Raw genomic sequence first — 26,976 nt, 5'->3', positions numbered from 1 at the left:
TCATGGCGAATCGATCCCAGGCCCCCACCGACCGTTCCCACGGCCCCGCCGCCCCCGTGCTCCAGGGCGGCTGGCTGACCAGAGGGGAGGAGGGCCGCTTCAGCGCCTATCTGCCCCGGGACGGCGAGGTGGTGCGCTGGACCGAGGAGCCCGGCGGCGGCTGGAGCGGCCCCGTCTCCCTCGGCGGCGACGGCCTGACCCCCTTCCTCGCCGTCGGCCAGGGCGCCGACCGGTACGTCCACCTCGTCGGCCTGCGGCCCACGGGCGGGGACGAGGGCCACGTCGAGCTGGTGCACGCCGTCCAGTTCCAGACGGGCCGCCCCGCGGCCGCCTGGCGGCCCCTGGGGCACTCGAACGGCAAGGGCCCCTGGACCGGCAACCCCGCCGTCGCCGTGGACGCCCAGGGCCGCGTCTACGCCTTCGTACGGAACGGCGGCGGCGGCCTCAGCGTCCGCGCCCAGAAGGACGCGGGCGGCTGGCACCCCTGGTGGGACCTGAAGGGCTCCAGGACCGACCCCTCGCCGGTCGCCCTCACCAACGGCTCCGGCCTCGTCGAGCTGTACAGCTCGCACGCCACGGGCCTCGTCCGCTACGTACAGCGCGAAGCCGGGGCGAAGCCGCTCCGCGAGGAGATCCTGCCGGCCTCGGTGACCATGGGCACCCTCGCGGCCGTCACCGGCCCCTCCGGGCACGCGACGCTCTTCTACCTCGACCAGGAGGGCCGGGTCATGGCCTGGTCCCCGGAGCGCTCCCTGCAGCCGACGCCGCTGGGCAAGGCCGTCGGCACCGGCCGGCTGTCCGCCGCCCGCTGTCGCATCGACGGCTTCGACTGCACGGTCCTCGCCCAGCAGTCCGAGGGCGGCAGGCTCGCCCTCGCCGCCTACCCCAGCGAGCAGGAGGCGGAGGGCCTGGACTGGTCGGAGACCGGGGAGCGGCACGGGCACCTGGACGCCGTCCTCACCCGGGGCCTCGACGGCGGTCTGGTCGCGATGACCGTCGCCGACGGGGGCACGCCGGTCACCACCCGTCAGAAGGTGGGCGCCGAGGGGCTGCTGCTCGAAGGCTGGCGCTCCATAGGCTGAGCCCGCCCGCGACACGGGAACGGCCCCGGCACCTGTGCGAGGTGCCGGGGCCGTCGTCTTGACGCGTCCGGGTGTTACGCCGGGACGCTCGCCACGCCCCGCGCCAGGAAACGCTTGCCGTTGACGCGCTCGGAGACGCCCTCACGGTCCAGGTACGGCGTGATGCCGCCCAGGTGGAAGGGCCAGCCCGCGCCGGTGATCAGGCAGAGGTCGATGTCCTGCGCCTCGGCGACGACACCCTCCTCCAGCATGAGGCCGATCTCCTGGGCCACCGCGTCGAGGACGCGGTCGCGGACCTGCTCCTCCGTCAGGACGACGTCGCCCTGCTTCAGGAGCGCGGCGACCTCGGGGTCGAGCTCCGGCTTGAAGCCGTTCTCCGGCTTGTAGACGTAGAAGCCGCGCTTGCCGGCCTCGACGACGGCCTTCAGGTTGGGGGAGACCTTGAAGCGCTCCGGGAAGGCGCGGTTCAGGGTCTCGGAGACGTGCAGGCCGATGGCCGGGCCGACGAGCTCCAGGAGGACCAGCGGGGACATCGGCAGGCCGAGCGGCTCGACCGCCTTCTCCGCCGTCTCGACGGGGGTGCCCTCGTCGATGACGTTCTGGATCTCGCCCATGAAGCGGGTCAGGATGCGGTTCACGACGAACGCCGGGGCGTCCTTGGTGAGGACCGCGGTCTTCTTCAGCTTCTTGGCGACGCCGAAGGCGGTGGCCAGGGAGGCGTCGTCGGTCTGCTCGCCCTTGACGATCTCCAGGAGCGGGAGGACCGCGACCGGGTTGAAGAAGTGGAAGCCGACCACGCGCTCCGGGTGCCGGAGCTTGGACGCCATCTCGGAGACCGACAGCGAGGAGGTGTTGGTGGCGAGGATCGCGTGCGCCGGGGCGACGGCCTCGACCTCCGCGAACACCTTCTGCTTGACGGACATCTCCTCGAACACGGCCTCGATGACGAAGTCCGCGTCCGCGAAGCCCTCGGCCTTGTCCAGGACGCCGGAGACCAGGCCCTTGAGGCGGTTGGCCTTGTCCTGGTTGATGCGGCCCTTGCCGAGCAGCTTGTCGATCTCGGCGTGGACGTAGCCCACACCCTTGTCGACGCGCTCCTGGTCGATGTCGGTCAGGACGACCGGCACCTCCAGGCGGCGCAGGAAGAGCAGCGCGAGCTGGGAGGCCATCAGACCGGCGCCGACGACGCCGACCTTGGTGACCGGGCGGGCCAGGGACTTGTCCGGGGCACCGGCCGGGCGCTTGCCGCGCTTCTGCACCAGGTTGAAGGCGTAGATGCCGGAGCGCAGCTCGCCGCCCATGATCAGGTCCGCGAGGGCCTGGTCCTCGGCGTCGAAGCCCTTCTGCAGGTCGCCGTCCTTGGCGGCCTCGATGATGTCGAGGGCGCGGTAGGCGGCCGGGGCGGCGCCGTGCACCTTGGAGTCGGCGATGGCGCGGCCCTTGGCGACGGCCTGGTCCCAGGCCTCGCCGCGGTCGACCTCGGGACGGTCCACGGTGACGTCGCCCTTGAGGACCGAGGCGGTCCAGAGCAGCGACTGCTCCAGGAAGTCGGCACCCTCGAAGATCGCGTCGGCGATGCCGAGCTCGAAGACCTGCTTGCCCTTGAGCTGGCGGTTCTGGTTGAGCGAGTTCTCGATGATGACCGAGACGGCCTTCTCGGCACCGATCAGGTTCGGCAGGATGGCGCAGCCGCCCCAGCCGGGCACCAGGCCGAGGAAGACCTCGGGCAGCGAGAAGGCCGGCAGGGCCTTCGAGACGGTGCGGTAGGTGCAGTGCAGACCGACCTCGACGCCGCCGCCCATGGCCGCGCCGTTGTAGTACGCGAAGGTCGGCACGGCCAGGCCGGACAGCCGCTTGAAGACGTCGTGGCCGCCCTTGCCGATGGCGAGCGCCTCGTCGTGCTTCTTGAGCAGCTCGACGCCCTTGAGGTCGGCGCCGACGGCGAAGATGAACGGCTTGCCGGTGATGCCGACGCCGACGATGTCACCGTTGGCGGCCTCGGCCTCGACCTGGTCGATCGCCGCGTTCAGGTTGGCGAGGGACTGCGGGCCGAAGGTGGTCGGCTTGGTGTGGTCGAAGCCGTTGTCCAGCGTGATCAGCGCGAACCTGCCCGCACCGGCGGGGAGTTCGAAGTGCCGTACGTGGGCCGAGGTCACGACCTCGTCCGGGAAGAGCTCGGCGGCGCCCTTCAGAAGCTCGGCGGTGGTGCTCACTTGCCCTCCCAGTGGGGGTTCTCCCAGATGACCGTCGCGCCCATGCCGAAGCCGACGCACATGGTGGTGAGGCCGTAACGGACCTGCGGCTGCTCCTCGAACTGGCGGGCCAGCTGCGTCATCAGGCGGACGCCGGAGGAGGCGAGCGGGTGGCCGTAGGCGATGGCGCCGCCGTACTGGTTGACGCGGGCGTCGTCGTCGGCGATGCCGTAGTGCTCCAGGAACGCGAGGACCTGGACCGCGAAGGCCTCGTTGATCTCGAAGAGGTCGATGTCCTCGATGGACAGACCGGCCTTGGCGAGGGCCTTCTCGGTCGCCGGGATCGGGCCGTAGCCCATGACCTCGGGCTCGACGCCGGCGAAGGCGTACGAGACGAGGCGCATCTTGACCGGGAGGTCGTTCTCGCGGGCGAAGTCCTCGGAGGCGATGATCGAGGCGGTGGCACCGTCGTTGAGGCCGGCCGCGTTGCCCGCGGTGACGTTGCCGTGGACGCGGAACGGCGTCTTCAGGTCGGCCAGCGACTCCAGGGTGGTGCCCGGACGCATCGGCTCGTCGGCGGTGACCAGGCCCCAGCCGGTCTCGCCGGTGGAGGCGTCGGTGCGGCGCACCGAGATCGGCACCAGGTCCTGCTGGATCTTGCCGTCGGCGTACGCCTTGGCGGCCTTCTCCTGCGAGCGCACGGCGTACTCGTCGGCGCGCTGCTTGGTGATGGTGGGGTAGCGGTCGTGCAGGTTCTCGGCGGTCATGCCCATGAAGAGGGCGGACTCGTCGACCAGCTTCTCGCTGACGAACCGCGGGTTCGGGTCGACGCCCTCGCCCATGGGGTGGCGGCCCATGTGCTCGACGCCACCGGCGATGACGGCGTCGTAGGCGCCGAAGGCGATCGAACCGGCGAGGCTCGTCACGGCCGTGAGGGCACCGGCGCACATGCGGTCGATGGAGTAGCCCGGCACCGACTGCGGCAGTCCGGCGAGGATGCCGGCCGTGCGGCCGAGGGTCAGGCCCTGGTCGCCGATCTGCGTGGTCGCGGCGATGGCGACCTCGTCGATCTTCGCGGGGTCGAGGCCCGGGTTGCGGCGCAGCAGCTCCCGGATGGCCTTCACGACGAGGTCGTCGGCGCGGGTCTCGTGGTAGATGCCCTTCGGGCCCGCCTTGCCGAACGGGGTGCGGACGCCGTCGACGAAGACGACGTCCCTGACGGTACGAGGCACGATGGCTCTCCTCCAGGGTGCGGGATGGCACTGCTGCTGCGGCCCACGTCTAAGCGTGCGCTTGCTTCCCCCATGCTACTTGCGGGTAACCAAGCTGCCCACCCCCTGGGGGCCAAGCGGCGAAGGTCACATCCCACACCACAGCACGCGCCCCCTCCGCGCGCCCCTCCGTTGGGAGGTTCCCGCAACCCGATGGGCCCAGACCGGCGGCCGTGCCGTGGCGCCCTCGACCCGCCCGGAAGACGCTGGCCGGACCGGGGCGCGCGACCCCGGGTCCCCTCACGGAACGGACTTCCATGGCGAAGGTCATCACCACCGATCACTGGGTCTGGCACACGTCCACCGTCCCCGCGAACAAGGGCGAGGAGGTCGAGCTCTTCGTACGAGAACGCAACGGCACGCCCCCGGGTCAGAAGCGCAAGCCGGTCCTCATGCTCCACGGCCGGAGCGTCCCGGTGCTCCCGGGCTTCGACCTCCGGTACAAGGACTACAGCTGGGCCGGGGCGCTGGCCCAGGCCGGCTACGACGTCTTCATGATGGACCTCCAGGGCTCCGGCCTCTCGGCGCGTCCCGAGATGGGCGACCCCCGCAACGTCAACCCCACCCAGCAGAACCTGCTGACGCCGCGGCCGCCGGGGTTCACACCGGGCCCGCCGAACTACCCGTACCAGCTGAACGACTCGTACAGCGACCGGGACGAGCTGAACACCGTCGTGAAGTTCGTCCTCGACCTGTGCCAGGCGGACAAGGTCGCCTTCGTCGGCTGGTCCGCCGCCGCGTTCTGGATGGGGCCGTACGCGGTCCAGAACCCCGGCAAGGTCGAGAGCCTGTTCCTGCTGGCGCCGATCTTCCCGGCCAAGGGCACCTCGGATCCGCCGGCCTCGCTGCCGGTGCCCGGCTTCCCGACCAACCTCAGCACGAAGGGCGGACTGTCCTCCCCGGGCGGCTGGGGCGGCGAACTGCACTGCGAGGGTCAGCGCGAGGACGGCATCGTCGACGTGGTCTGGGACGCGCTGCTGAAGAGCGACCCGGTCGGCAGCGTCTGGGGAGGCCTCGACGGGCTCAGCCGGTTCAGGAGCTTCGCCCGGTGGGGGTGGAACGAGACCACGGCGAAGCAGGGCGGGGTGCTCGGCGGAAGCGTGCCCGTACTGATCGTGTACGGGGAGCACGACAGGCAGGCGAACACGAAACCGCCCAACCCCAACCCGGAACTCAACTTCTCGGTCCCCGCGCTGTACGACTCCATCGCGGGCACCCACAAGCTGATGGTCAAGCTGGCCTGCGCGGGGCATTCCGTGCTGTGGGAGATCCAGCACGGGAACGTGCACGAGCTCTCGAAGCACTGGCTCAAGCAGCTCAAGGTCGACGGCAAGACGCAAGGCGTCTTCGACATGGACGTCGACGGCAACCTCAGCCCGGCCCCGTAGGGCCCGTCCCGGGACGCGGCGGGGCCCCCGGCGCCTCTCCGGGCGCCGGGGGCCCCGCCGTCCGGATCACGCGTTCGCTGCCAGCGCCTTCACGAGCAGCGGGGTCACCAGTTCGACCTGCCACGGGCGGGCGCCGTGGCCGGTCAGGGCCGCCGCCACCGTCTCCGGGGTGCCCGGGGACGGCGGCTCCCAGCAGACCCGGCGCACGGTGTCCGGGGTGATCAGGTTCTCCTGCGGGAGGTTCAGCTCCTCCGCGAGCGCCGAGACCGCCGTGCGCGCCGCCGCGAGGCGGGCGGCAGCGACCGGGTCCTTGTCCGCCCAGGCGCGCGGCGGGGGCGGGCCCGCGACCTGCTGGCCCGGCTGGGGCAGCTCGCTCTCCGGGAGGGCCCGGGCGCGGTCCACCGCGGCCTGCCACTGCTCCAGCTGGCGGCGGCCCATCCGGTTGCCGAAGCCGGGCAGCGCGGTGAGCGCGGCCACGTTCACCGGCACCGCGAGCGCCGCCTCCACGATCGCCGCGTCGCTCAGCACCTTGCCGGGGGAGACGTCGCGCCGCTGGGCGACCTTGTCACGGGCCGTCCACAGCTCCCGTACGACCGCCATCTGACGGCGGCGGCGCACCTTGTGCATGCCGGAGGTGCGGCGCCAGGGGTCCTTGCGCGGCGGGGCGGGCGGGGCCGAGGCGATCGCGTCGAACTCCTGGCGGGCCCACTCCAGCTTGCCCTGCCGGTCGAGCTCCTTCTCCAGCGCGTCGCGCAGGTCGACGAGGAGCTCGACGTCGAGCGCCGCGTACCGCAGCCACGGCTCGGGCAGCGGGCGGGTCGACCAGTCGACCGCGGAGTGGCCCTTCTCCAGGGCGTAGCCGAGGACGGACTCGACCATCGCGCCGAGGCCGACCCGCGGGAAGCCCGCGAGACGGCCGGCCAGCTCGGTGTCGAAGAGCGAGGTGGGGAGCATGCCTATGTCGCGCAGGCACGGGAGGTCCTGGGTCGCGGCGTGCAGGATCCACTCGGCCCCGGACAGCGCCTCGCCGAGCCCCGAGAGGTCGGGACAGCCGACGGGGTCGATGAGCGCGGTGCCCGCGCCCTCGCGGCGGAGCTGGACGAGATAGGCGCGCTGGCCGTAGCGGTAGCCGGAGGCGCGCTCGGCGTCCACGGCCACGGGACCGCTCCCGGCGGCGAACGCGGCGATCACCTCGGCGAGGGCGTCCTCGGTCTCGACGACGGGCGGAATCCCCTCGCGGGGCTCCAGCAACGGGATCGGAAGCCCATTCGCAGGGACATCGTCGTCCGGGGGGCCGCCCCCGGTGGTGCGCAGTGCTGTGTCTGCTGCGGTCTCTTGGGCGTCGGTCACGTGTCAAGGGTATCGGTGAACGGCAAGCGCCTGTCGACGGAACGTTCCGCCGACAGGCGCGCACCCGTGTCCGACGGCCGTCAGTGGATGATCCCCGTCCGCAGGGCCACCGCGACCATGCCGGCGCGGTCGCCGGTGCCCAGCTTGCGGGCGATGCGGGCGAGGTGGCTCTTGACGGTGAGGGCGGAGAGGCCCATGGAGACGCCGATCGCCTTGTTCGACTGGCCCTCCGCGACGAGCCGCAGCACCTCGACCTCACGGCCGGAGAGCTCGCGGTAGCCGCCCGGGTGGCTCGGGGCACCCGGGGGGCGGCGGTGGCCGAGGCGGGCCGCCGCGGCGCCGATGGGGGCGGCGCCGGGGCGGGTGGGGTGACCGATGTTGGTCCGGGTGCCGGTGACGACGTAGCCCTTCACGCCGCCCGCCAGGGCGTTGCGCACGGCGCCGATGTCGTCGGCGGCCGAGAGGGCGAGGCCGTTGGGCCAGCCCGCGGCGCGGGTCTCGGACAGCAGGGTCAGGCCGCTGCCGTCGGGCAGGTGGACGTCGGCAACGCAGATGTCGCGCGGGTTGCCGACGCGGGGACGGGCCTCCGCGATGGACGAAGCCTCGATCACGTCGCGTACTCCGAGGGCCCACAGGTGGCGGGTCACGGTGGAACGGACGCGCGGATCGGCCACGACGACCATGGCCGTCGGCTTGTTCGGGCGGTAGGCGACCAGGCTTGCGGGCTGCTCGAGGAGAACGGACACCAGGCCTCCTGGGGGGAAGGGTGCGGGACGGAGCCGGCTCGGGGAAGAAGCCGGGGGCGAACCCGTGCTGTGAAGGGGTCACTGACTCCTTCGGCAGCATGGCCGCCCGCCTTTAGGGAAAGATCACGATTTGGTGAGTAACAATTAGGGCAATTCGGACGCGTGATCGATCATCCTACGAGCGGCCCCCGCCCCGTCACCCCCACGGGGGAGGGCCGGGGTGCCCTCCCGGAAGGGCCCGCGGGCCGCGCAGGGACCCCTTCAGGCCCCCTGCGGCCCCCGGCGCTGGGGCAACGAGACGATCCCCGCGCCCGTCACCGTCCCCGCCCCCGGGTCCGCCGGCGCGGGCGGCAGACCCGCGATCTGGCAGAGCAGATCGCACCAGGCCGCCAGGTGCGCCCCGGTGTCCGGCACCCCGCCCAGGCCCTCGCGCGGGGTCCAGGACGCCCGGATCTCGATCTGGGTCGCCGGCCTGCGGTCCGCGAGCCCGCCGAAGTAGTGCGAACCCGCCATCGTCACGGTCCCGCTCGCCTCCCCGTACGCGAGCCCCCGCGCCTCCATCGCCCCGGTCAGCCAGGACCAGCACACCTCGGGCAGCAGCGGGTCCGCCGCCATCTCCGGCTCCAGCTCCGCCCGGATCAGGGTCACCAGGCGGAACGTGCCCTTCCAGGCCTCGTGGCCGTCCGGGTCGTGCAGCAGCACGAGCCGCCCGTCCGCCAGGTCCTCCTCGCCCTCCACGACGGCCGCCTCCACCGCGTACGCGTACGGGGCGAGCCGCTGCGGCGGCCTGGTCGGGTCGATCTCGATCTCCGACCGCAGCCTCGCCGACCGCAAGGCCTCCACCGCCCGCCGGAAGGCGGGCGGAACCGGGTTCGCCTCCGTACTGTCCGCCGTTACGTCCGTCCCTCGATCGCCGTCGGAATGATCGGAAAAATGTCCCTGAGCCGCAGCCATGCGGGGAAGAGTAGGCGGAACGGGGCCTCTGTGCAGGGAGGACACCCGGCCCGGACGAGCGGCTTCCCGCCACATGCGAAGATTTGGGCGTGAGTGCCATGGACAGCCCGCAGGGCCAGCAGACGAAGCAGCAGTCGCGGACGCACGACTCCGCGTTCCTCAGGGCGTGCCGGCGCGAGCCGGTGCCCCACACCCCCGTCTGGTTCATGCGACAGGCCGGGCGCTCCCTCCCCGAGTACCTGAAGGTCCGCGAGGGCATCCCCATGCTCGAGTCGTGCATGCGGCCCGAGCTGGTCACCGAGATCACGCTCCAGCCGGTGCGCCGCCACAAGGTCGACGCCGCCATCTACTTCAGCGACATCGTCGTCCCCCTCAAGGCCATCGGCCTCGACCTCGACATCAAGCCCGGCGTCGGACCGGTCGTCGCCGACCCGATCCGCACCCGCGCCGACCTGGCCCGGCTGCGCGACCTCACCCCCGAGGACGTCCACTACGTCACCGAGGCCATCGGCATGCTCACCGAGGAGCTGGGCGACACCCCGCTCATCGGCTTCGCCGGCGCGCCTTTCACCCTCGCGAGCTACCTCGTCGAGGGCGGCCCGTCGCGCAGCCACGAGCACACCAAGGCGCTCATGTACGGCGACCCGCAGCTCTGGGCCGACCTGCTCGACCGCCTCGCCGAGATCACCTCGACCTTCCTCAAGGTCCAGATCGAGGCCGGCGCCTCCGCCGTGCAGCTCTTCGACTCCTGGGTCGGCGCCCTCGCCCCGGCCGACTACCGCCGCTCGGTGATGCCGGCCTCCGCCAAGGTCTTCGACGCGGTCGCCTCCTACGGCGTCCCGCGCATCCACTTCGGCGTCGGCACGGGCGAGCTCCTCGGCCTGATGGGCGAGGCCGGCGCGGACGTCGTCGGCGTCGACTGGCGCGTCCCGCTCGACGAGGCCGCCCGCCGCGTCGGCCCCGGCAAGGCCCTCCAGGGCAACCTGGACCCGGCCGTGCTCTTCGCCTCGCGCGAGGTCGTGGAGGCCAAGACCGACGAGGTCCTGGCCGCCGCCGAGGGCCTGGAGGGGCACGTCTTCAACCTGGGCCACGGCGTCATGCCGGCGATGGACCCGGACGCGCTGAGCCGCCTCGTCGAGTACGTGCACACGCGGACCGCCCGCTGAGCGGAGCCCGCACGCCCCTGTGCGCCGCCGGGGCCGGCGGCGCACAGGGAACGGGGCCGACGGGTGTCAGGCCTCGCAGTTGACGGGCGGGTTGCCGCCCGCCACCCGGCACAGGTCGAAGCCGGTGCCGCCGTTGACGACGCCCAGGTTCGTGCCGGTGCGGATGTAGTCGCCGTCCGCCTCACCGAGGACCTGGGCCATCGACCCGACGGAGCCGTTGACCAGGACGTAGTCCTGGCCGCTGCCGCCCCGGACGACGGCACCGCTGCCGAGGCTGCCGCCGATGGAGATGTAGTCGGCGCCGCCGAGGCCGCTGACCTGGTCACCGGGGGCCAGCGAGCCGCAGGTGATGCGGTCGGAGCCCGCGGTGCCGACGACGTTCGTGCTGCTGACGGTGACGCCGTTGACCTGGCAGGTGGTCACCGCGTGGGCGGGCGTCGCCGCCAGGGCGACCGGGGCTATGACGAGAGAGGCGGCGCAGAGCGCGCGCGTCGTGTGTCTGATCATGCGACCAGTCACTCATGGTGACATCATGGCCGCAAACGGTCACGCACCGTCGCTGCGCCGCTCGGGTCAACCCGCCGCCCGCACGGCCCCCGCCGCCTTCCGCGCCGCGATCAGCACCGGGTCCCACACCGGCGAGAACGGCGGCGCGTACCCCAGGTCCAGGGCCGTCATCTCCTCCACCGTCATCCTCGCCGTGAGCGCCACCGCCGCGACGTCCACCCGCTTCGCCGCGCCCTCCCGGCCCACGATCTGCACCCCGAGCAGCCGGCCCGTGCGCCGCTCGGCCAGCATCTTCACCGTCATCGGCGCGGCCCCCGGGTAGTAGCCCGCCCGGCTCGTCGACTCGACCGTCACCGCCGTGAACCGCAGCCCCACCTCCCGGGCATCCTTCTCCCGCAGGCCCGTCCGCGCGATCTCCAGGTCGCACACCTTCGACACCGCCGTGCCCACGACCCCCGGGAAGGTCGCGTAACCGCCGCCCACGTTCGCCCCGATGACCTGGCCGTGCTTGTTGGCGTGCGTGCCCAGCGGCACGTGCCGCTCCCGGCCCGAGACCAGGTCCAGGACCTCCACGCAGTCCCCGCCGGCCCAGACGTTCCCGTGCCCCCGGACCCGCATCGACAGATCGGTGAGCAGCCCCCCGTACGCCCCGAGGGGCAGCCCCGCCGCCCGCGCGAGCGAGGTCTCCGGCTCCACGCCCGTGCCGAGGACCACCACGTCCGCCGGGTACTCGTCCGCCTCCGTCGCCACCGCCCGCACCCGGCCGTCCGAACCCGTCAGGATCTTCGTCACCGGCGCCGAGACGACCGTCCTGATCCCCAGACCGTCCATCGCCCGGTGCACGAGCCGTCCCATGTCCGGATCGAGGGTCGCCATCGGCTGCTCGCCCCGGGTCAGCACCGTCACCTCGTAGCCCCGGCTCAGCAGGGCCTCCGCCATCTCCACGCCGATGTACCCGGCGCCGACGACGACCGCCCGCCGCCCCGGCGCCGCGGACAGCGAGTCGAGCAGGGCCTGACCGTCGTCCAGGGTCTGCACCCCGTGCACCCCCGGCGCGTCGATCCCCGGCAGCGGCGGGCGCAGCGGCCGGGCCCCGGTCGCGATCACCAGCTTGTCGAAGCCCGTCCACGTCTCCGTGCCCGCCTCCAGGTCCCGCGAGCGGACCCGCTGCCCCGGGAGGTCGATCTCCGTCACCTCGGTCCGCGTCCGCAGGTCGATGTCACGGGCGCGGTGCTCCTCGGGGGAGCGCGCGATCAGCTCCCCGCGCGCGGCCACGTCCCCGCCGACCCAGTACGGGATCCCACAGGCCGAGTACGAGGAGAAGTGCCCGCGCTCGAAGGCGACGATCTCCAGCTCGTCGGGGCCCTTGAGCCTGCGTGCCTGCGACGCGGCGGACATGCCCGCCGCGTCGCCACCGATGACCACCAGTCGTTCGCTCATGGGGAGACGCTACTTCTCGGGGGCCTCCCGGGGCTGCGGGGCCTTCGGTCCCTCGGTCCCCGTGGGCGCTCCGGCGGCGTTCCGCGGGACGTCCGGCGGGGCGGGGACGGCGGCCGCCGGCCGGGGACGGGACGCGAGGCGCGGCCGGACGAGACGGCGCCACAGGACGAAGACCACCAGGGCGACCGCGAGCCACGGGGCCAGGGCGGTCAGCACGATCCCGACCCAGGCCGCCGCGCCCACCAGCGCGTGCCAGCCGCCGCTCAGGGCGTCCCCGAAGCCGGGACGTCCCTCCTCCGGCTCCTCCGCCGGCGGCTTCTCCTTCTCGGAGAGCCGCAGGGTGATCGTCGCCATCGTCGTCCGGTCCTTCAGCGAGGACTGCCGGGCGAGCAGCGCCTCCAGGTCCGCCTGACGGCGGCTCAGCTCGCCCTCCAGGGTCACCACGTCGGACAGCTTCTCCGCCCGGTCCATCAGGGCCCGCACCCGCGCCACGCTCGCCCGCTGGGTGGCGATCCGGCTCTCCACGTCCACCACCTGGTCGGTGACGTCCTCGGCGCCCGCCTTGCGGTCGAGGAGCCTCCCGGTGCCCGCGAGTTCGGCGAGGACGGAGTCGTACCGCTCCTGCGGCACCCGCAGCACGAGCTGTGAGACGAGGTACGCGTCGTCGACGCGCTCCGTCGACTCGTTCTCCACGTGCCCGCCCGCGTCCGCCGCCGCCCGGCGGGCCGTGACCAGGGCCTTCGCCGCGTCCTTCACCTCCACGGAGAGCGAGGCGGTACGGATGACGTGCTGCCCGGCCGACGCCTTCGACGCGGGCTTCCCGGCGGCTCCCGCGCCGCTCCCGGCGGCCGAGCGGTCCGCGGCGCCCCCGGCCCCCGCGTCGGCGGGCCCCGCCGCCGCGCCCCCCTTGCCGTCCGAGGCCGTGTCCGCGGCGCCCGCGCCGCAGCCGGTCAGGGCCAGTGAGGCCGCCAGCAGGACCGCGGCCGCCGTTCTCGTTCTTGCTGCCCGCACGAGGATCCCCCCAAGGTGGTGACGAGTGATGCCTCTTGGACGTACGGCTCCCGGGTGCGGGTTGCCCTCCGGCGGTAGCGATGCGGTCACGGTCCGGCCTCGGAACGGGAGCGGGGGGCCGGTTTGAGAGAGTGGTGCCATGAACGCGGACACCACGGGACAGCACGCCGGGCCTCGGACCGGGCCGCACGTCGTCGTCGCCGGAGGCGGGATCGCCGGACTCGCCGCCGCCCACCGGCTGGCCCTCGCCGGCCACCGGGTGACCCTCCTCGAAGCCGGGGGACGGCTCGGCGGCAAGCTCCTCGCCGGGGAGATCGCGGGCGCGCCCGTCGACCTCGGCGCCGAGTCGCTGCTCGCCCGCCGTCCCGAGGCCGTCGCCCTCGCCCGGGCCGTCGGCCTCGGCGACCGGCTCCAGCCTCCCGCGACCACCACCGCGTCCGTCTGGTCCCGGGGCGAGCTGGTCCCCATGCCCAAGGGACACGTCATGGGCGTCCCCGGCAGCCCCGCCGCCGTCGAGGGGCTCCTCTCGGCGGAGGGCGTGCGCCGCATCGGCGGCGACCTGGAGCTGCCGCCGACCGAGATCGGCGAGGACATCGCCATCGGGGCGTACGTCGCCGCCCGCATGGGCCACGAGGTCGTGGACCGGCTCGTCGAACCCCTCCTCGGCGGGGTGTACGCCGGTGACGCCCACCGCATCTCGATGAAGGCCGCCGTCCCCGCCCTCTTCGAGGCCGCCCGCGTCCACCCCACGCTCACCGCCGCCGTCCACGCCGTCCAGCGCGCCGGCGCCGCCACCCCCGCCGACGCGGCGGGCGCCGCCACCGGCCTCGGCGGCTCCGTCTTCCTCGGCATCGAGGGCGGCATCGGCACCCTCCCCGGCGCGGTCGCCGACGCGATCCGCGCCGCCGGCGGCGAGATCCTCACCGGCACGCCCGTGAGCGCGCTGGTCCGCACCGGCGCCACCGGCTGGCAGGTGGTGACCCGGGACCGGTCCCTCGACGCCGACGCCGTCGTCCTCGCCACCCCCGCCGGCACCGCCGCCGGCCTCCTCGGAGGCCTCGCCCCGGCCGCCGCCGCCGAACTCGACGCGATCGACTACGCCTCCATGGCCCTGATCACCCTCGCCTTCCGCCGCTCCGACGTGCCCGCCCTGTCCGGCTCCGGCTTCCTGGTCCCGCCCGTCGACGGCCACACCGTCAAGGCCTCCACCTTCTCCGCCCAGAAGTGGCGGTGGGTCTCCGACGCCGCCCCCGACCTGTTCGTGCTGCGCACCTCCGTCGGCCGCCACGGCGAGGAGGCACAGGTCCATCGCGAGGACTCCGACCTCGTCGACGCCTCCCTCAAGGACCTCGCCGCCGCCACCGGACTCTCCGCCCGCCCGGTCGCGTCCACGGTCACCCGCTGGATCGGCGGCCTGCCCCAGTACCCCGTCGGCCACCTCGCCCGCGTCGCCCGCGTCCGCGCCGCCGTCGCCGCCCTCCCCGGACTGCGGCTCGCGGGCGCCGCGTACGACGGCGTCGGCATCCCCGCCTGCATCGCCTCGGCCCACCGCGCGGCCGACGAGATCATCGCCACGTCGGGAACGGGGCACCCCGGTGCGGGGCACTCCTCGTGACGGGCGAGAATAGGCGTATGAGTGCGCCCGAAAAGATCCCGAACGCCGGTAAGAAGGCGAAGGACCTCAACGAGGTCATCCGCTACACCCTGTGGTCCGTCTTCAAGCTGCGCGACGTTCTTCCCGAGGACCGCGGCGGTTACGCCGACGAGGTCCAGGAGCTGTTCGACCAGCTCGCGGCCAAGGACATCACGATCCGCGGCACGTACGACCTCTCCGGTCTGCGCGCCGACGCCGACGTCATGATCTGGTGGCACGCCGAGACGAGCGACGAGCTCCAGGAGGCGTACAACCTCTTCCGCCGCACCAAGCTGGGCCGCGCCCTGGAGCCGGTCTGGTCGAACATGGCGCTGCACCGCCCCGCCGAGTTCAACAAGTCGCACATCCCGGCCTTCCTGGCCGACGAGAACCCGCGCGACTACGTCTCGGTCTACCCCTTCGTGCGCTCCTACGACTGGTACCTGCTGCCGGACGAGGACCGCCGCCGCATGCTCGCCGACCACGGCAAGATGGCCCGCGGCTACCCCGACGTCCGCGCCAACACGGTCGCCTCCTTCTCGCTCGGCGACTACGAGTGGCTCCTCGCCTTCGAGGCCGACGAGCTGCACCGCATCGTCGACCTCATGCGCCACCTGCGCGCCTCCGAGGCACGGATGCACGTCCGCGAGGAGGTCCCGTTCTTCACCGGCCGCCGCAAGAGCGTCGCCGACCTGGTGGCGGGCCTGGCCTGACGGCCGTGTGAAACCTGGTGGCGGGGGGGGGGGGGGGGGGGGGGGGGGGGGGGGCGGGGCCCGGGGGCCGGGGGGGGGGGGGGGGCGCGGGGCGCCTCGACCCCCCCCCCCCCCCCGGCGCGCGGCCGGGGGGGGGGGGGGGGGGCCCGGGGGGGGGGGCCCCCCGGGGGGGGCCCCCCCCCCCCCCCCCCCCCCCCCGCCACCCCTTGACCCGGAAGATCAGACGGCGGGCGGCACCATTGCCCGCCGCTCCAGCGACACCGGGTCCGGCTCCGGGTGCGGCGCGCGTCACGCGCGCCGCACCGGCGTCATTTCCGGGACCTTCCCGACCGTGCCTCAGCCTTCCAGGGCCGCACGGAGCTCCGGTTCGAGGACGGCGGGACCACGCGTCGCCAGGGCGGTCGGCGGATCGGTCCGCGAGAGCCCGGCGAGCAGCCGCTGCCCGGCCGGCGACGCCCAGCGGGTGTACGGATACGCCTCGGTCCGGCCGATCAGCAGGCACAGCCCCGCCCCGACCAGCGGCAGCGCGAACCCGGCGACGACCGGGGGCCGGTCGGCCGCCGGCACCAGGAGCACCGCGACCGTCCCGAGGACCAGCGTCAGCAGGAACCCCGCCCGTACCGCCCGCACCCCCGACGCGACCTCCCGACGGCCCTCCTCGGACACGGCGAGCCCCCGCTCGACCAGATCCTCCGCGAGGAGGCGCACGCACTCGGCAGCCGCGACCACCGGACGGACGGCGGGGACCGGCGACTGCCCGCCGGGCCCGATGGCCGCCAGCACCGCGCGCTCCAGCTCGTCCCCGCCGGTCGCGTCCACGACCGTCGCCCAGCCGGTGCGGGCGAGCAGCAGCCGCCGCGACCGGTGCATCGACACCAGGGTCAGATCGACGACCCGCGGCGGCCCGCCGGCGAGGTAGGCCGCCTCGCACACGGTGAGCTCCCGCGCACCGCCGGGCGACCCGTGCGGGCGGGCGGCGGCGAGCGAGGCACGGCAGACCCGCGCGCAGCCGACACCGGCCACGACGTACGCCACCAGGAGGAGCGGAACCCAGATCATGCCCCGGTTCTACGGGACGGGGGACGCGCCCGCCACCCGATCGGCCCCGGCCCTCAGCTGCTGGAACCGGAACACGAGCTGGAGCTCGAACTCGAACACGAGCTGGAGCTTCCGCAGCTCGACCCGCCGCCGGAGCTTCCGCAGCTCGACCCACTCCCGGAGCTGCCGCAGCTCGACCCGCCGCCGGAGCAGGAACCCGAGGAACAGGACCCCGATGAGCAGGAGCTCCCGCCGCCCGAGCAGGAGCTCCCGCCGCCCCCTCCGCAGGAGCCGCTGGTCGCGCACCACTCGGTCGCCGCGCCGAGGACGGCCGCGTCCGCGGACGGGAAGTGCGCCGCCGGGGGCCGCCCGCCGCGCCCGTTCCGCCGCCGAGGCGGCGCGTGGAACCGGGCGGCGGCGACGAGCTGCTCCCGGAGCACCGGATCCGGCACGGCCCGCAGCCCGTGCAGGGCCACGAGACGCCCGGCGTCGGAGGGATGGCCGTGCGCCCGCCCGTACGCGAAGACCGCACGGCGGCCGGCCGGGGTGACCTGCCCGGCGGAGATCGAGCCGCAGACGATCGCGGTGATCCCGGCGGCGAGCAGCACCGGCAGCACCTTGATGACGAACGGGAGCCGGAACTCCGGGGCGCTCGCGAAGTCGACCACGGTGAGGAGGATCGAGACCGGGAAGAGCACGAAGGCCGTCAGCCCGAGGGCGAGGCACCAGCGGGCCGTGGTCCGCCGGGTCGACGGCGCGACGACCAGTCCGCGCGCCGCGAGGCCGTCGCCGATCTCCTGGACCGCCGGATGCCGCATCACGCCGAGCCGCAGAGGGGGCAGGGCCCCGTGCGGGGCTGCGGCGAGCTCCTGGAGGACGGCGCGCTCCACCGGGTCGTACGCGGTGGGACGGACGACCGCGACGATGCCGGGGCCGCCGATCGCGATCCTGCCGTCCCCCTGGAGGGCGGCGAGCGCGGTGTCGACGACGCGGGCCGGGCCGCCGTTGAGGAAGGCGACCTCGTACCGGTCGTGGACGGGCCCGCCGGGCCCGCCGCGCGTCCGGACGACCCGGGTGATGACGAGGGCGATGCCGACGGCGCCCGCGAGGTAGAGGAGCACGAGCAGGACGTCCATGGTCATCTCCGTACGAGGGCGTGTCGGGCGGCCCGTACGAGCCGGGTGGCGCGGCCCGGCGGGCGGCTGCCGGAACGGTCCTGCCACCACTCCGTGAGCCGCCGCCGCGCCGCCGGGTCCTCCGGCCGGTCGGCGAGCAGCAGGTGCTCGACGAAGTCGAGCGCGTCCCGGCGGTAGCCGCCGGTCATGGGGCGGGACCGGGCGTACGCGAGGAACGCGGGCCGGAAGCCCTTGCCGAGGATCTCCGGCAGCTCCGGCGCGACCTTCGCGACGACCCCGGCCCGCTTGGCCGCGAGGGCGCGGCTCTGGACCCCGATCCGCCGGGTGTCGAAGCCTTCGGGGACGGGGGTGCCGGCGACGAGGGCGGAGAGGAGGGCGGCCTGGGTCACGGCCAGGCGCTGGCGGGCGCCGGCTCGCGGTGCGGGGTCGGGCTCGTGGACGACCGGGGCGCTCGGCATCGGGCCGCCCGATGCGCGGGCGCCCGCGCCGATGAGGAGCGGGTCGGCGACGGCCCGTCGGGGTGCGGGCTCAAGGGATCGGGCGCCGTGCGCGTGGGCCGTGCCCACCCTCCCCCGAGCCCTCGACTCCGCTCGAGCAGGGGGGAGCCCCTTCGCCCTCGCGGAACGTGTGCCCACGACGGTCCGGATGGTCTCCAGCTCCGCCGCCAACTCCGCCGCCGGCGGGAAGTCGTCGTCGCGCTCCAGCAGTACCCCCGGCGGGGACACCCGTGAGGTGAGGTCCGCCAGGACGTCCAGCACCGGCTTCGGCACGGGGTGCGCGTGGGTGTCGTGCCAGACCCCGTCCCGCTCGACGCCGCCCGCCACGTGCACGTACGCGATCGCCTCGACCGGCAGCTCGGACAGGGCCCGTGCCGGGTCCTCGCCCCGGTTGACGTGGTTCGTGTGCAGGTTGGCGACGTCGACGAGGAGCCGCACCCCCGTACGCTCCACCAGCTCCGCCAGGAACTGTCCCTCCGTCATCTCCTCGCCCGGCCAGGCGATCAGGGCCGCGATGTTCTCCAGGGCGAGCGGGACGGGCAGCGCGTCCTGCGCGATGCGCACGTTCTCGCAGAGCACGTCGAGGGCGTCCCGCGTGCGGGGCACGGGCAGCAGGTGGCCCGCTTCGAGCAGCGGGGTCGCGGTGAGCGGCCCCCCGGCCCGTACGAACGCGATGTGCTCCGTGACCAGCGGCGCTCCCAGGGCCACCGCCTTCTCGCCGAGCGCCGCGAGCCGCGCCGGGTCCGGCCGGTCCGCGCCGCCGAGCCCGAGCGAGACGCCGTGCGGCACGACCGTCACGCCGCGCTCGCGCAGCCGGGCCAGGGAGTCGGGCAGATGGTCCGCGCAGATGTTCTCCGCGACGACCTCCACCCAGTCGACGCCGGGCAGTGCCTCCACCGCCTCGGCGATCTCGGGACGCCACCCGATGCCGATGCCGAGTTCCGTCATGTCCCCCTCCTTCGGTCCTCAGTCCCTCACGTGATGGCCCGGGCGCCTCCGTCCGAACCGCGAGGGGCCCAGGTTCAGAGGTTCATTTGAGCTTCGGCCGCCACCCAGACGTGCAGGGCGTCGCCGGACTCGGACGGCGTCGCCCAGGCGCCGTGCCCGAGTGCGGTCGGCTGTCCGGAGGGCGGGGACGGATAGGCGATCCGCCGGAGGCCGTGCGTGCCCGTGGTGTCGAGCAGCCAGTGCCGGACCTCGCCCCACTCGTCGTCGCTCTCGACGGACGAGACGACGAGGGTCGTCCCGTCCACGAAGCCGCCCGCCCAGTCCCAGCAGGCGGGCGCCTCGTCCTCGGCGTCCTCGTCGTTCGACGGGGCGTCGGGGTGCGGCGGCAGCACCGACTCGGCGTCCCACTCCAGCCCCTCCACCGGCCGGCCGTCGAAGTCGCGGACGGAGAGCGCGTCCTGGTCGTGGGAGACCGTCATGATCCGCTCGCCCGAGGGGCTCACGTCCAGCAGGCAGAGGTCGCCCTCCACATACGTGACGTCCAGCCGTTCTCCGTCCCAGCGGCCCAGGCGCAGGGACGCGCCGTCCTGGCCCTCGCCGATGCCGAGGCCCATCCGGCCGGGGTCGGTCGGGTGGGGGAGGTGCTCGCTGCCGGCCGCCGCGGCCCCGGCGTCGCCACGGGCGAGCACACGACCGTCGACGGCGTCGATCACCAGCCACTCGTCGACGGCGTCCGGGCCCAGCCCGCCCTCGGGCAACGGGCCGCGCACATGGGCCCAGACGAGCTTCCCGTCCGCGGAGAAGCCGACCGAACCCCCGTCCGGGTAGCGGTGGTCCCGCTCCTCCGCGTACTCCTCGTACGACTCGTGCATCTCCCGGCACGCGCCGTACCAGCAGCCGTGCCGGACCTCCCAGCGCGTCGCGCCCGACGGCTCCACGGCGCGCACGGCGTGCACCCCGGCGAAGACGGCCAGGCTCGCGTCCGGCGCCACCTCCCACGTCCCGCGGCGGCGCGGCCACGGGGCGGGGAAACGGACCTCCGTCCCCGGGACCGCGGCGAAGGCGTCGTCCAGGGGCCGCGCCACGACCTCCTCGTCGCTCCCCTGGACGAGGATCCTGCGCCCCGGCAGGCCCGCGATCTCCGGCGGACCGGCATCGGGCGAGGACAGGGGGGCGGGGACGGTGGCCCTGAGGCGGGCGGGAACGGACATGTGGATCTCCTCGAAGCGAAGGACCCGCACGCTACGGCACGGGTCCGACACCCGGCCGCCCGGTCGTGCCGGTCAGGTCCGGGGGAGCCGCAGCTGCGGGGCGAAACGCGTGCCGCCCTCGGACACCACCGTGCACGAACCCGGGGCGATCTCCGTGAAGCCCGCGTCCCGCACCACCGGGAGGCCGCTCACCGTCAGCTCCGACCAGTCCTCGGCCGTCGCGGTCCGCACCGCGAGCGGGAAGCCCGCCTCGCGCCAGGCCTTCCGGTCGGCGTCCGACATCGCCCACCACAGCAGTTGCGCCCCGTGTCCGGCCTGGGCCATCGCCTTGCCGGCCGACATGTCGAGCTCCGGGTTGAGCCACAGCACCACCGCGCCCTCCGGCACGGGACCGGGCCCGGCCGGGTCGTCGAGGTCGGTGCCCGACACCTGGAGCCTGGCGAGGTCCTTGGGCCAGCCGTCGAGCGGGACCGGCGGGAAGACCCGTACCTCCGCCTCCGTACCGCCGACGGTGATCCCGGGGAGGGCGCCCGCCCGGCGCCACTCCGCGCCGCGGGCCCGGCGCACCACCTTCCGGATCCGGGCGTCCTGCCAGTCGGCGATCGCCCGCGCCCACTCGCCCTCGCCGAGGGACCGGTCGTCGCTGAGGATCTCCAGGACGGCCCGCGCCGCGGTCTCCAGGGCGTCGGTGCGGCTCGGGGGCGCGTCGCGCTCGATCCGGACGACCAGGGGGAGGACGAACTGGGGCTTCTCGTCGCGGAGATCGGTCTCGTTGCTGCTCACCCGGCAAGTCTGCCATCAGGGTGACGAGCGATTCTTGTGGGAATCATCCCTTCCGGGACAGGATGCCCTGCATGAAGAGTGATCTTTTTGCGGGCGAACACCTCGCCGAGGCGGCGACCTTCCCGGGAATGACCCTCCAGAACGCCAAATCGGTCAAGTACACGGTCAACGGCGAGATGCACGCCCGCCAGGGTTCGATGATCGCCTTCCGCGGCGACCTCCAGTTCGAACGCAAGGGCCAGGGCATCGGCGGCATGCTCAAGCGCGCCGTCACCGGCGAGGGCCTGCCGCTGATGGCCGTACGCGGCCAGGGCGAGGCCTGGTTCGCGCACGAGGCGCAGAACTGCTTCATCGTCGAGATCGAGCAGGGCGAGGCGTTCACCGTCAACGGCCGCAACGTGCTCTGCTTCGACTCCACGCTCCACTACGACATCAGGACCGTGAAGGGCGCCGGCATGACCGGCGGCGGCCTCTTCAACTCCGTCTTCTCCGGCCACGGCAAGATCGCCCTGATGTGCGAGGGCAACCCGATCGTCATCCCCGTCACCCCGCAGGCCCCGGTGTACGTCGACACCGACGCCGTCGTCGGCTGGAGCGAGCAGCTCCACACCTCCCTGCACCGCTCGCAGTCGCTCGGCTCGATGATCCGCGGCGGCTCGGGCGAGGCGGTGCAGCTCAAGCTGGAGGGGCAGGGCTTCGTCGTCGTCCGGCCGAGCGAGCTCACCCCGCAGAAGACCTCGAACTGAGGCTCTCGCGTTGAGACTGGAGCAGGTCGGGCGGCGGCACGGCCTTCGCGGGCCGTGGGTGCTGCGGGAGGTCTCGCTCGACCTGCCCGCCGCCGCGCTCGTCCGGGTCGTCGGCACCAACGGCACCGGCAAGTCCACGTTGCTCCGGCTGCTCGCCGGCGTCGACGCGCCCACCGAGGGCCGCGTCACCGGCCGGCCCGCCCGCACGGCGTACGTCCCCGAGCGGTTCCCCGTCGCCCTGCCCTTCACGGCCGTCGACTACCTGGTCCACCTCGGACGCGTCCAGGGCCTCGGCCGGGCGGCGGCGCGGGCCCGGGCGGGGGAGTGGCTGGAGCGGTTCGGGGCCGGTGAGCACGCGCGTACGGCTCTGGCGGAGCTCTCCAAGGGCACCAGCCAGAAGGTCGCCGTCGCCCAGGCCCTCCTCGCCGACCCGGCCCTGCTCGTCCTCGACGAGGCCTGGACCGGCCTCGACACCGGCGCCCGCGCCGAACTGGACACCGCCGTCCGCGAACGCCTGGCCGCCGGCGCGACGGTCGTCTTCGTCGACCACGACCCCCGCCGACTGGAGGGGGAGGCGGCGGCGGTGTACGGGGTGGAGGGCGGCCGGGTACGGGAGGCGACGGCTCCCGGCCCGGCGGGTCCGGACCCGGAACCGGGAGCCCGGGCGGCCGGGCCCGGGCCCGTGGGGACGGGCGTGGGCCTCCGGGAGGCTCGTCCCGAGCTCGGGACGACGACTACGGGACCTGGGGAGGCCCGACCCGGGCCCGGGACGGCGGGCGTGGGACCCGGGGAGGCTCGGCCCGCCCCCGGGACGGCGGGCGTGGGTCTTCAGGGGGTTCGGCCCGGGCCCGGGGCGGTGGCGGGCGGTTCTTCGACGGGCGGGCCGGGGCCCGGCCCTGCCGTGCCCCTGTCGGGGGCCGTGCCCGCCGCCTCCCGGGCCCGCGTCCGTATCGTCGTCTCCGGCGGGCGGGCGCTCCCCGGCCGTCTGCCCGGCGACCCGGTCGCCGCCCCCGGCGCCGACGGCGGCACCACCGTCCTCACCGTCGACGCGGCCCACTCCGACGCCCTCCTCGGCGTGCTGCTCGCCGCCTCCTGGCACATCCACCACCTCGGCACCGAAGGCGTACGGGTATGACGGCGCTCCTGCGCTACCAGTCGGGTCTGCTGCTCCGGTCCCAGCGCTGGCTGGCACCGCTGCTCCTCTACGCGGCCTTCATCGGCGTCGGCGTCCAGGCCGGCGAGCCGGTGCTCGGGGCGCTCGGGTTCACCGCGGCCGCCCTGCTCCCGGTGGCCGCCTGGACCGTACGGATCTGCCTCACCCAGGAGCCGCCCGCCGCCCGGAGCGTGGTCGCGGCCGCCGCCGGCCGGGGCCGCGCGCACCTCGCGGCGCTGCTCAACGGGGCCGCCTGGCCGGTGCTCGTCGGCACGGTCGCCGTGCTCGTGGTGACGGCGGTCGGCGACCGGCGCGGGCTCACCCCGTTCGCCGCCGTCCTCACGGGGCTGCCCGCGGCCCTGGCCTGCGCCCTGACGGGCGCCGCCGTCGGCGCGCTGACCTCCCGCCCCTTCCTCCGGGCCCCCGGCTGGTCCCTGGCCGCCCTGGTCCTCGGCTCCCTCCTCGCGCTCGTGACCACGGGGTCCCCGGCGAAGCTCGCGATGACCGTCCTGGTCGCCGGGGCCCGCACGGCGACCGCCGAGCCGCCCTGGCCCGCCTGCGCCGGCGCGCTGCTCCTGGCGGCGGCGACGGCGGCGCTCGCGTGCCGGGCGACGGCGCGCCTGGAGTGAGGCGCCGGGTCAGCGGCTCATGAGCTCCGAGACCTTGACGAAGCGGTAGCCGCGGGCGCGGAGCTCCGGGACGATCCGGCGGATCGCGGTCTCGGTCACGGGGGCGGCGCTGCGCGTGCAGTGCATGACGACGAGCGAGCCGGGCTTCACGCCGTCGAGGACCTGGTCGGCGACGGCGTCCGCGTCCTTCGCGAAGGCGTCGCCGCTGACGACGTCCCACTGGACGGCGGTGACCCCGGCCGGGGCGAGGGCGCGCAGGGCCGCGTCGTCGTAGCAGCCGCCGGGGAAGCGGAAGTACGGGACGACGTTGACGGCCCCGGCGTCCCGGAAGGCGTCGAAGGCGCGCTGCACGTCGGACGCCATGTCGGGCCGGGGGACGGTCGGCAGGCCGTAGCAGGGGGACGAGAAGGCGTAGTGGCTGTAGGAGTGGTTGGCGATCTCGAAGCGCGGGTCGCCGCCGATGGACTTGGCCTGGTCCGGGTACTCCTCCGCCCAGCGGCCGGTCATGAACACGGTCGCGTCCACCTTGAGCCGGCGCAGGGTGGCGATGAGCTCGGGGTTGTCGAAGTGCTCGCCGCGCGCGGCGCGGGAGCCCTGATCGGCCGTCATGTCGGCGTCGAAGGTGAGCGCGACGACCTTCTCGGTGCTCTTCGCGCGGTGCGTGTAGACGGGGGTGAGGCCGTTGGGGCCGGGCGCCATGGTGGGCGGGGCGGCGGGGACGCGCGCGGGCTTGGGGCCGGGGGCGGCCGCGCTGGCCTTGGGCGAGGGACTCGCGACCACGGCCGCCTTCGCCTTCGGCCTGGGCGCCGGGGCATCGGCCGTGCCGGTGCCGCAGCCGACGAGGGCGGCGCCCAGAAGACCGAGCGCCGCCAATTTCCGTGCAGAAGTGTTCACGACCGGAAGTTAACCGATCAAAGTGATTATCGGTTGACGGCTCCACGGTCACCCGCCGGATCGGCCCACATCGGGTTCCGCCCACGTCCGGATCGGCTCATGTGGCCAGTAGCCGCGCCCGGTACTCCTTCACGTCGAAGTCCCCCGGCGGGTACCGCGGGTCCAGATCCTCGAGGTGTTCGAGCAGAAGCTTGCTGATCGCCCAGTTGCGGTACCACTTGTGGTCCGCCGGGACCAGGTACCAGGGGGCCTCGTCCGTCGAGCAGCGTTCGAGGACGAGTTCGTACGCCTGCTGGTACGCCGGCCACAGCGTCCGCTCCTCGATGTCGCCCGGATCGAACTTCCAGTGCTTCTCGGGGTTGTCCAGGCGGGCGAGGAGCCGGGCGCGCTGTTCCTCGTACGACAGGTGGAGGAAGACCTTGACGACGGTCACCCCGTCCTCGGCGAGGGACTTCTCGAAGCGGTTGATCTGGCCGTAGCGACGGCCGAGCAGCCGGCGGGGGACCAGCTCCCGGACCCGGGCGACGAGGACGTCCTCGTAGTGCGAGCGGTCGAAGATGCCGATCTCGCCCGCCTGGGGGAGCGCCCACACGACCCGCCACAGGAAGGGGTGGTTCCGCTCTTCCCGCGTCGGCGCCTTGAAGGCGTGGATGCGGCAGCCGGAGGGGTTGAAGAGACCGATGACGTGCTTGACCGTCCCGCCCTTGCCGCTGGTGTCCATGCCCTGGAGGACGAGGAGCAGCCGTCGCCGGTCGCCGGCGGTGCTCGCCGCGTACAGCCGCTCCTGGAGTTCGGCGAGGCGCGGCCCGAGGGCGGTGGTGGCGGCCAGCCCCGCCGTCTTGTCGGCGGGACCGGCCGGGGTCGCCCCCGCGTCGTACGCGGCGAGGTCGATCCGTTCGCCCTCGGGGACGCGCAGGAGGTCGCGCAGTGCGGGTTCGGGAGCCGGGGCCTTCCGCTTCTTCTTCCCGCCACCCGTTTTCCCCCCGTCCTTCTTCCCGCCGTCCTTCTTCGGCATCCGTCGCCCCTTCCGCCGCGCCGATCGCGCCCGCACGATCGTCCTCTCCCGATCGTGCGACGGATCCCGGGCGCCCGCTAGCTCAGCACCACGGCCCCGTCACCGCGAACGTCGTGCCGGGCGTGTAGCAGTTGACGTACATCGTCGAGCCGTCCGGCGAGAAGGTGACGCCCGCGAACTCGCCCCACTCCGGGGCCTCGGGGGTTCCGATGTTCTGCGCGCCCCGGGCGACCGCGTACACCTCGCCGTCCCTGCTCACCCCGAAGACGTGCTGCGCCCCGTCGCCGTCCTCGCAGACCATCAGGCCCCCGGTCGGCGCCAGACAGATGTTGTCCGGGGACTCGCCGGGCAGCCGGACGTCGGTGCTCGGGCCGAAGACCACGACGAGGGTGAGCCGCCGCCGGTGGGGTTCGTACTTCCACACCTGGCCGAAGTGCGTGGCCGCCGAGCCGTCCTTGGCCCGCGCGAAGGAGGACACGAAGTAGACGGCCCGGCCGCCCCAGTAGCAGCCCTCCAGCTTCTGGGCGTGCGTGATGCCCTTGGGCCCGAAGTCCTGGTGCCGGACGGGGGTCCCGGTCGCCAGCGGATCGGGTACGGGGACCCACTCGATGCCCTCGAAGCGGGTACCGGCCTCCTGGACGGCGGACAGGTCGGGTACGCCCGGCACCCGCATCGCCTCCAGGGCGCCGCCCGCGCGCAGCGAGCCGGTGCCGCCGAGCGGTTTCTCCGGCAGGAAGCGGTAGAAGAGCCCGAAGGGCCGTTCGAAGGCGTCCTCCGTCTCGTACACGATGCCGCTCCTCGGGTCGACGGCGATCGCCTCGTGCTGGAAGCGGCCCATCGCGGTGAGCGGGACGGCCCCGGTGCGGTGCGGGTCGGCTCCGTCGACCTCGAAGATGAAGCCGTGGTCCTTGGTGTAGCCGTTGGTGCCGGCCCGGTCCTCGGTCTCCTCGCAGGTCAGCCAGGTGTTCCAGGGGGTCGGGCCGCCGGCGCAGTTGACGGCCGTGCCGGCGATGGCGACCCGTTCGCCGAGGACGTCGTTGCGGCCGTCGAGTTCGAGGACCGTGCAGCCGCCCTTGCCGGCCGGGTCGTAGGTGAGGCCCGGGACGGTGGGGACGGCGATCTTCCCGGTGACCCGGTTCTCGTGGTTGCGGACGAGGTGCACCCGGCCGCGGCGGCCGGCGAAGGCGCCCATGCCGTCGTGGTTGCCGGGGACGAGCCCCTCGCCGGAGCGGAGCGGGTCGCCCTGCCGGGAGAGGACCTTGTAGCGGAAGCCGGCGGGGAGGTCGAGGAGACCGTCCGGGTCCGGTACGAGGGGGCCGTAGCCGGCCGTCCGGGGAGCGGCGCTCGCGCTTCCGGCGAAGAGCTCGGAGAGGGCGCCCGTGAAGGCGATCCCGGCGACGGACGCGCCGGTGCGGGAGAGGATCTGACGTCGTGTTGCGGACATGAGGCAACAACCCACTTCCTGCTGGCGGA

At 74.1% G+C, this 26,976-nt stretch carries 23 protein-coding genes and 1 pseudogene; 8 read left to right on the top strand and 16 right to left on the bottom strand.

The window, feature by feature from the left end; translation table 11 throughout:
* The first annotated feature begins 2 nt into the window (after window positions 1-2).
* Window positions 3-1,082, top strand: a complete 1,080-nt coding sequence (locus ACIGW4_RS00665) for a hypothetical protein (RefSeq protein WP_123457546.1) — start codon at window positions 3-5, stop codon at window positions 1,080-1,082.
* A gap of 74 nt (window positions 1,083-1,156) precedes the next feature.
* Here ACIGW4_RS00665 and ACIGW4_RS00660 read toward each other — a convergent pair whose 3' ends face one another.
* Both ACIGW4_RS00660 and ACIGW4_RS00655 read right to left on the bottom strand, forming a co-directional pair.
* Entirely contained in the window at window positions 1,157-3,295 is a 2,139-nt protein-coding gene (locus ACIGW4_RS00660; protein WP_398710519.1) for a 3-hydroxyacyl-CoA dehydrogenase NAD-binding domain-containing protein, read from the bottom strand.
* Window positions 3,292-4,506 (bottom strand): thiolase family protein, encoded by a 1,215-nt coding sequence (locus ACIGW4_RS00655; RefSeq protein ID WP_398710517.1) that lies wholly within the window; start codon window positions 4,504-4,506, stop codon window positions 3,292-3,294. The genes ACIGW4_RS00660 and ACIGW4_RS00655 overlap by 4 nt, the downstream gene beginning before the upstream one ends.
* A 296-nt stretch (window positions 4,507-4,802) precedes the next feature.
* On the opposite strand from ACIGW4_RS00655, the gene ACIGW4_RS00650 reads away from it, so the two are divergent.
* On the top strand, window positions 4,803-5,933 hold the full coding sequence (locus tag ACIGW4_RS00650) for an alpha/beta hydrolase (RefSeq protein WP_399577514.1): 1,131 nt from the start codon (window positions 4,803-4,805) through the stop codon (window positions 5,931-5,933).
* A 66-nt stretch (window positions 5,934-5,999) separates the two neighbouring features.
* Here ACIGW4_RS00650 and ACIGW4_RS00645 read toward each other — a convergent pair whose 3' ends face one another.
* From ACIGW4_RS00645 to ACIGW4_RS00635, 3 genes are all read right to left on the bottom strand, one after another.
* The gene (locus ACIGW4_RS00645; protein WP_398710513.1) at window positions 6,000-7,283 is read right to left on the bottom strand and encodes a ribonuclease D; all 1,284 of its coding nucleotides are present in this window, start codon (window positions 7,281-7,283) and stop codon (window positions 6,000-6,002) included.
* Window positions 7,284-7,363: 80 nt separating this feature from the next.
* Window positions 7,364-8,029, bottom strand: a complete 666-nt coding sequence (locus ACIGW4_RS00640) for a response regulator transcription factor (protein WP_015037008.1) — start codon at window positions 8,027-8,029, stop codon at window positions 7,364-7,366.
* Window positions 8,030-8,290: 261 nt separating this feature from the next.
* Window positions 8,291-8,983, bottom strand: a complete 693-nt coding sequence (locus ACIGW4_RS00635; RefSeq protein ID WP_359591080.1) for a DUF3000 domain-containing protein — start codon at window positions 8,981-8,983, stop codon at window positions 8,291-8,293.
* Between the two features lie 89 nt (window positions 8,984-9,072).
* On the opposite strand from ACIGW4_RS00635, the gene hemE reads away from it, so the two are divergent.
* Complete coding sequence (gene hemE, locus ACIGW4_RS00630; RefSeq protein ID WP_123455962.1) at window positions 9,073-10,149, top strand: uroporphyrinogen decarboxylase; 1,077 nt, start codon at window positions 9,073-9,075, stop codon at window positions 10,147-10,149.
* Window positions 10,150-10,215: 66 nt separating this feature from the next.
* Here hemE and ACIGW4_RS00625 read toward each other — a convergent pair whose 3' ends face one another.
* The 3 genes from ACIGW4_RS00625 to ACIGW4_RS00615 all read right to left on the bottom strand — a co-directional run bounded on the left by ACIGW4_RS00625 (window position 10,216) and on the right by ACIGW4_RS00615 (window position 13,107).
* Window positions 10,216-10,656 carry a hypothetical protein gene (locus tag ACIGW4_RS00625; protein WP_398710510.1) on the bottom strand — a complete coding sequence of 147 codons (441 nt, stop codon included), beginning with the start codon at window positions 10,654-10,656 and terminating at the stop codon, window positions 10,216-10,218.
* Window positions 10,657-10,722: 66 nt separating this feature from the next.
* Entirely contained in the window at window positions 10,723-12,096 is a 1,374-nt protein-coding gene (locus ACIGW4_RS00620; RefSeq protein ID WP_123455964.1) for an FAD-dependent oxidoreductase, read from the bottom strand.
* A 9-nt stretch (window positions 12,097-12,105) separates the two neighbouring features.
* Window positions 12,106-13,107 carry a DUF4349 domain-containing protein gene (locus ACIGW4_RS00615; protein WP_399577507.1) on the bottom strand — a complete coding sequence of 334 codons (1,002 nt, stop codon included), beginning with the start codon at window positions 13,105-13,107 and terminating at the stop codon, window positions 12,106-12,108.
* A 139-nt stretch (window positions 13,108-13,246) separates the two neighbouring features.
* Here ACIGW4_RS00615 and hemG point away from each other — a divergent pair, with 139 nt between their 5' ends.
* On the top strand, window positions 13,247-14,722 hold the full coding sequence (gene hemG, locus ACIGW4_RS00610) for a protoporphyrinogen oxidase (protein WP_399577504.1): 1,476 nt from the start codon (window positions 13,247-13,249) through the stop codon (window positions 14,720-14,722).
* A 17-nt stretch (window positions 14,723-14,739) separates the two neighbouring features.
* The gene (hemQ, locus tag ACIGW4_RS00605) at window positions 14,740-15,453 is read left to right on the top strand and encodes a hydrogen peroxide-dependent heme synthase (RefSeq protein WP_030690075.1); all 714 of its coding nucleotides are present in this window, start codon (window positions 14,740-14,742) and stop codon (window positions 15,451-15,453) included.
* A 336-nt stretch (window positions 15,454-15,789) separates the two neighbouring features.
* On the opposite strand, the gene ACIGW4_RS00600 is transcribed toward hemQ, so the two are convergent.
* The 5 genes from ACIGW4_RS00600 to ACIGW4_RS00580 all read right to left on the bottom strand — a co-directional run bounded on the left by ACIGW4_RS00600 (window position 15,790) and on the right by ACIGW4_RS00580 (window position 21,066).
* Window positions 15,790-16,512: a TIGR04222 domain-containing membrane protein gene (locus ACIGW4_RS00600; RefSeq protein ID WP_398710504.1), complete on the bottom strand. Its 723-nt coding sequence runs from the start codon at window positions 16,510-16,512 to the stop codon at window positions 15,790-15,792.
* A gap of 53 nt (window positions 16,513-16,565) precedes the next feature.
* The gene (locus tag ACIGW4_RS00595) at window positions 16,566-17,627 is read right to left on the bottom strand and encodes a TIGR04222 domain-containing membrane protein (RefSeq protein WP_399577501.1); all 1,062 of its coding nucleotides are present in this window, start codon (window positions 17,625-17,627) and stop codon (window positions 16,566-16,568) included.
* 2 nt (window positions 17,628-17,629) lie between these two features.
* The gene (locus ACIGW4_RS00590) at window positions 17,630-19,072 is read right to left on the bottom strand and encodes a DUF692 family multinuclear iron-containing protein (RefSeq protein WP_399577499.1); all 1,443 of its coding nucleotides are present in this window, start codon (window positions 19,070-19,072) and stop codon (window positions 17,630-17,632) included.
* Window positions 19,073-19,146: 74 nt separating this feature from the next.
* The gene (locus tag ACIGW4_RS00585; protein ID WP_399577496.1) at window positions 19,147-20,283 is read right to left on the bottom strand and encodes a hypothetical protein; all 1,137 of its coding nucleotides are present in this window, start codon (window positions 20,281-20,283) and stop codon (window positions 19,147-19,149) included.
* A 72-nt stretch (window positions 20,284-20,355) separates the two neighbouring features.
* Window positions 20,356-21,066, bottom strand: a complete 711-nt coding sequence (locus ACIGW4_RS00580) for a peptidyl-tRNA hydrolase (protein WP_123455972.1) — start codon at window positions 21,064-21,066, stop codon at window positions 20,356-20,358.
* A gap of 71 nt (window positions 21,067-21,137) precedes the next feature.
* Here ACIGW4_RS00580 and ACIGW4_RS00575 point away from each other — a divergent pair, with 71 nt between their 5' ends.
* The 3 genes and pseudogenes from ACIGW4_RS00575 (at window position 21,138) to ACIGW4_RS00565 (ending at window position 23,594) form a co-directional block, all read left to right on the top strand.
* The gene (locus ACIGW4_RS00575; RefSeq protein ID WP_123455973.1) at window positions 21,138-21,812 is read left to right on the top strand and encodes an AIM24 family protein; all 675 of its coding nucleotides are present in this window, start codon (window positions 21,138-21,140) and stop codon (window positions 21,810-21,812) included.
* Window positions 21,813-21,822: 10 nt separating this feature from the next.
* Window positions 21,823-22,599 (top strand): annotated as a pseudogene (locus ACIGW4_RS00570) (ATP-binding cassette domain-containing protein); the annotation flags it as partial.
* Between the two features lie 344 nt (window positions 22,600-22,943).
* Window positions 22,944-23,594 carry an ABC transporter gene (locus ACIGW4_RS00565; protein WP_399577493.1) on the top strand — a complete coding sequence of 217 codons (651 nt, stop codon included), beginning with the start codon at window positions 22,944-22,946 and terminating at the stop codon, window positions 23,592-23,594.
* 9 nt (window positions 23,595-23,603) lie between these two features.
* Here ACIGW4_RS00565 and ACIGW4_RS00560 read toward each other — a convergent pair whose 3' ends face one another.
* From ACIGW4_RS00560 to ACIGW4_RS00550, 3 genes are all read right to left on the bottom strand, one after another.
* Window positions 23,604-24,488, bottom strand: coding sequence for a polysaccharide deacetylase family protein (locus ACIGW4_RS00560; protein WP_399577491.1), 885 nt, complete (start codon window positions 24,486-24,488; stop codon window positions 23,604-23,606).
* Between the two features lie 97 nt (window positions 24,489-24,585).
* A complete protein-coding gene (locus ACIGW4_RS00555; protein WP_399577490.1) occupies window positions 24,586-25,503 on the bottom strand; it encodes a PPK2 family polyphosphate kinase in 918 nt (305 codons plus the stop codon).
* An 82-nt stretch (window positions 25,504-25,585) separates the two neighbouring features.
* Window positions 25,586-26,947, bottom strand: a complete 1,362-nt coding sequence (locus ACIGW4_RS00550; RefSeq protein WP_399577488.1) for an alkaline phosphatase PhoX — start codon at window positions 26,945-26,947, stop codon at window positions 25,586-25,588.
* Window positions 26,948-26,976 lie beyond the last annotated feature (29 nt).

The sequence above is a fragment of the Streptomyces sp. NPDC053513 genome (assembly GCF_044544765.1).
GTDB classification, from domain to species: domain Bacteria; phylum Actinomycetota; class Actinomycetes; order Streptomycetales; family Streptomycetaceae; genus Streptomyces; species Streptomyces litmocidini.
Note: the sequence above shows the minus strand (reverse complement) of the source record. Positions and strands in the feature narration are given on the sequence as shown.

Excerpts from the sequence above, each read along its gene's own strand:
- ACIGW4_RS00665 (WP_123457546.1), top strand. The coding sequence starts at position 3 with ATGGCGAATCGATCCCAGGCCCCCACCGACCGTTCCCACGGCCCCGCC.
- ACIGW4_RS00650 (WP_399577514.1), top strand. The coding sequence starts at position 4,803 with ATGGCGAAGGTCATCACCACCGATCACTGGGTCTGGCACACGTCCACC.
- ACIGW4_RS00635 (WP_359591080.1), bottom strand. The coding sequence starts at position 8,983 with ATGGCTGCGGCTCAGGGACATTTTTCCGATCATTCCGACGGCGATCGA.
- ACIGW4_RS00625 (WP_398710510.1), bottom strand. The coding sequence starts at position 10,656 with ATGATCAGACACACGACGCGCGCGCTCTGCGCCGCCTCTCTCGTCATA.
- ACIGW4_RS00620 (WP_123455964.1), bottom strand. The coding sequence starts at position 12,096 with ATGAGCGAACGACTGGTGGTCATCGGTGGCGACGCGGCGGGCATGTCC.
- hemG (WP_399577504.1), top strand. The coding sequence starts at position 13,247 with ATGAACGCGGACACCACGGGACAGCACGCCGGGCCTCGGACCGGGCCG.
- hemQ (WP_030690075.1), top strand. The coding sequence starts at position 14,740 with ATGAGTGCGCCCGAAAAGATCCCGAACGCCGGTAAGAAGGCGAAGGAC.
- ACIGW4_RS00600 (WP_398710504.1), bottom strand. The coding sequence starts at position 16,512 with ATGATCTGGGTTCCGCTCCTCCTGGTGGCGTACGTCGTGGCCGGTGTC.
- ACIGW4_RS00595 (WP_399577501.1), bottom strand. The coding sequence starts at position 17,627 with ATGGACGTCCTGCTCGTGCTCCTCTACCTCGCGGGCGCCGTCGGCATC.
- ACIGW4_RS00590 (WP_399577499.1), bottom strand. The coding sequence starts at position 19,072 with ATGACGGAACTCGGCATCGGCATCGGGTGGCGTCCCGAGATCGCCGAG.
- ACIGW4_RS00585 (WP_399577496.1), bottom strand. The coding sequence starts at position 20,283 with ATGTCCGTTCCCGCCCGCCTCAGGGCCACCGTCCCCGCCCCCCTGTCC.
- ACIGW4_RS00575 (WP_123455973.1), top strand. The coding sequence starts at position 21,138 with ATGAAGAGTGATCTTTTTGCGGGCGAACACCTCGCCGAGGCGGCGACC.
- ACIGW4_RS00565 (WP_399577493.1), top strand. The coding sequence starts at position 22,944 with ATGACGGCGCTCCTGCGCTACCAGTCGGGTCTGCTGCTCCGGTCCCAG.
- ACIGW4_RS00555 (WP_399577490.1), bottom strand. The coding sequence starts at position 25,503 with ATGCCGAAGAAGGACGGCGGGAAGAAGGACGGGGGGAAAACGGGTGGC.
- ACIGW4_RS00550 (WP_399577488.1), bottom strand. The coding sequence starts at position 26,947 with ATGTCCGCAACACGACGTCAGATCCTCTCCCGCACCGGCGCGTCCGTC.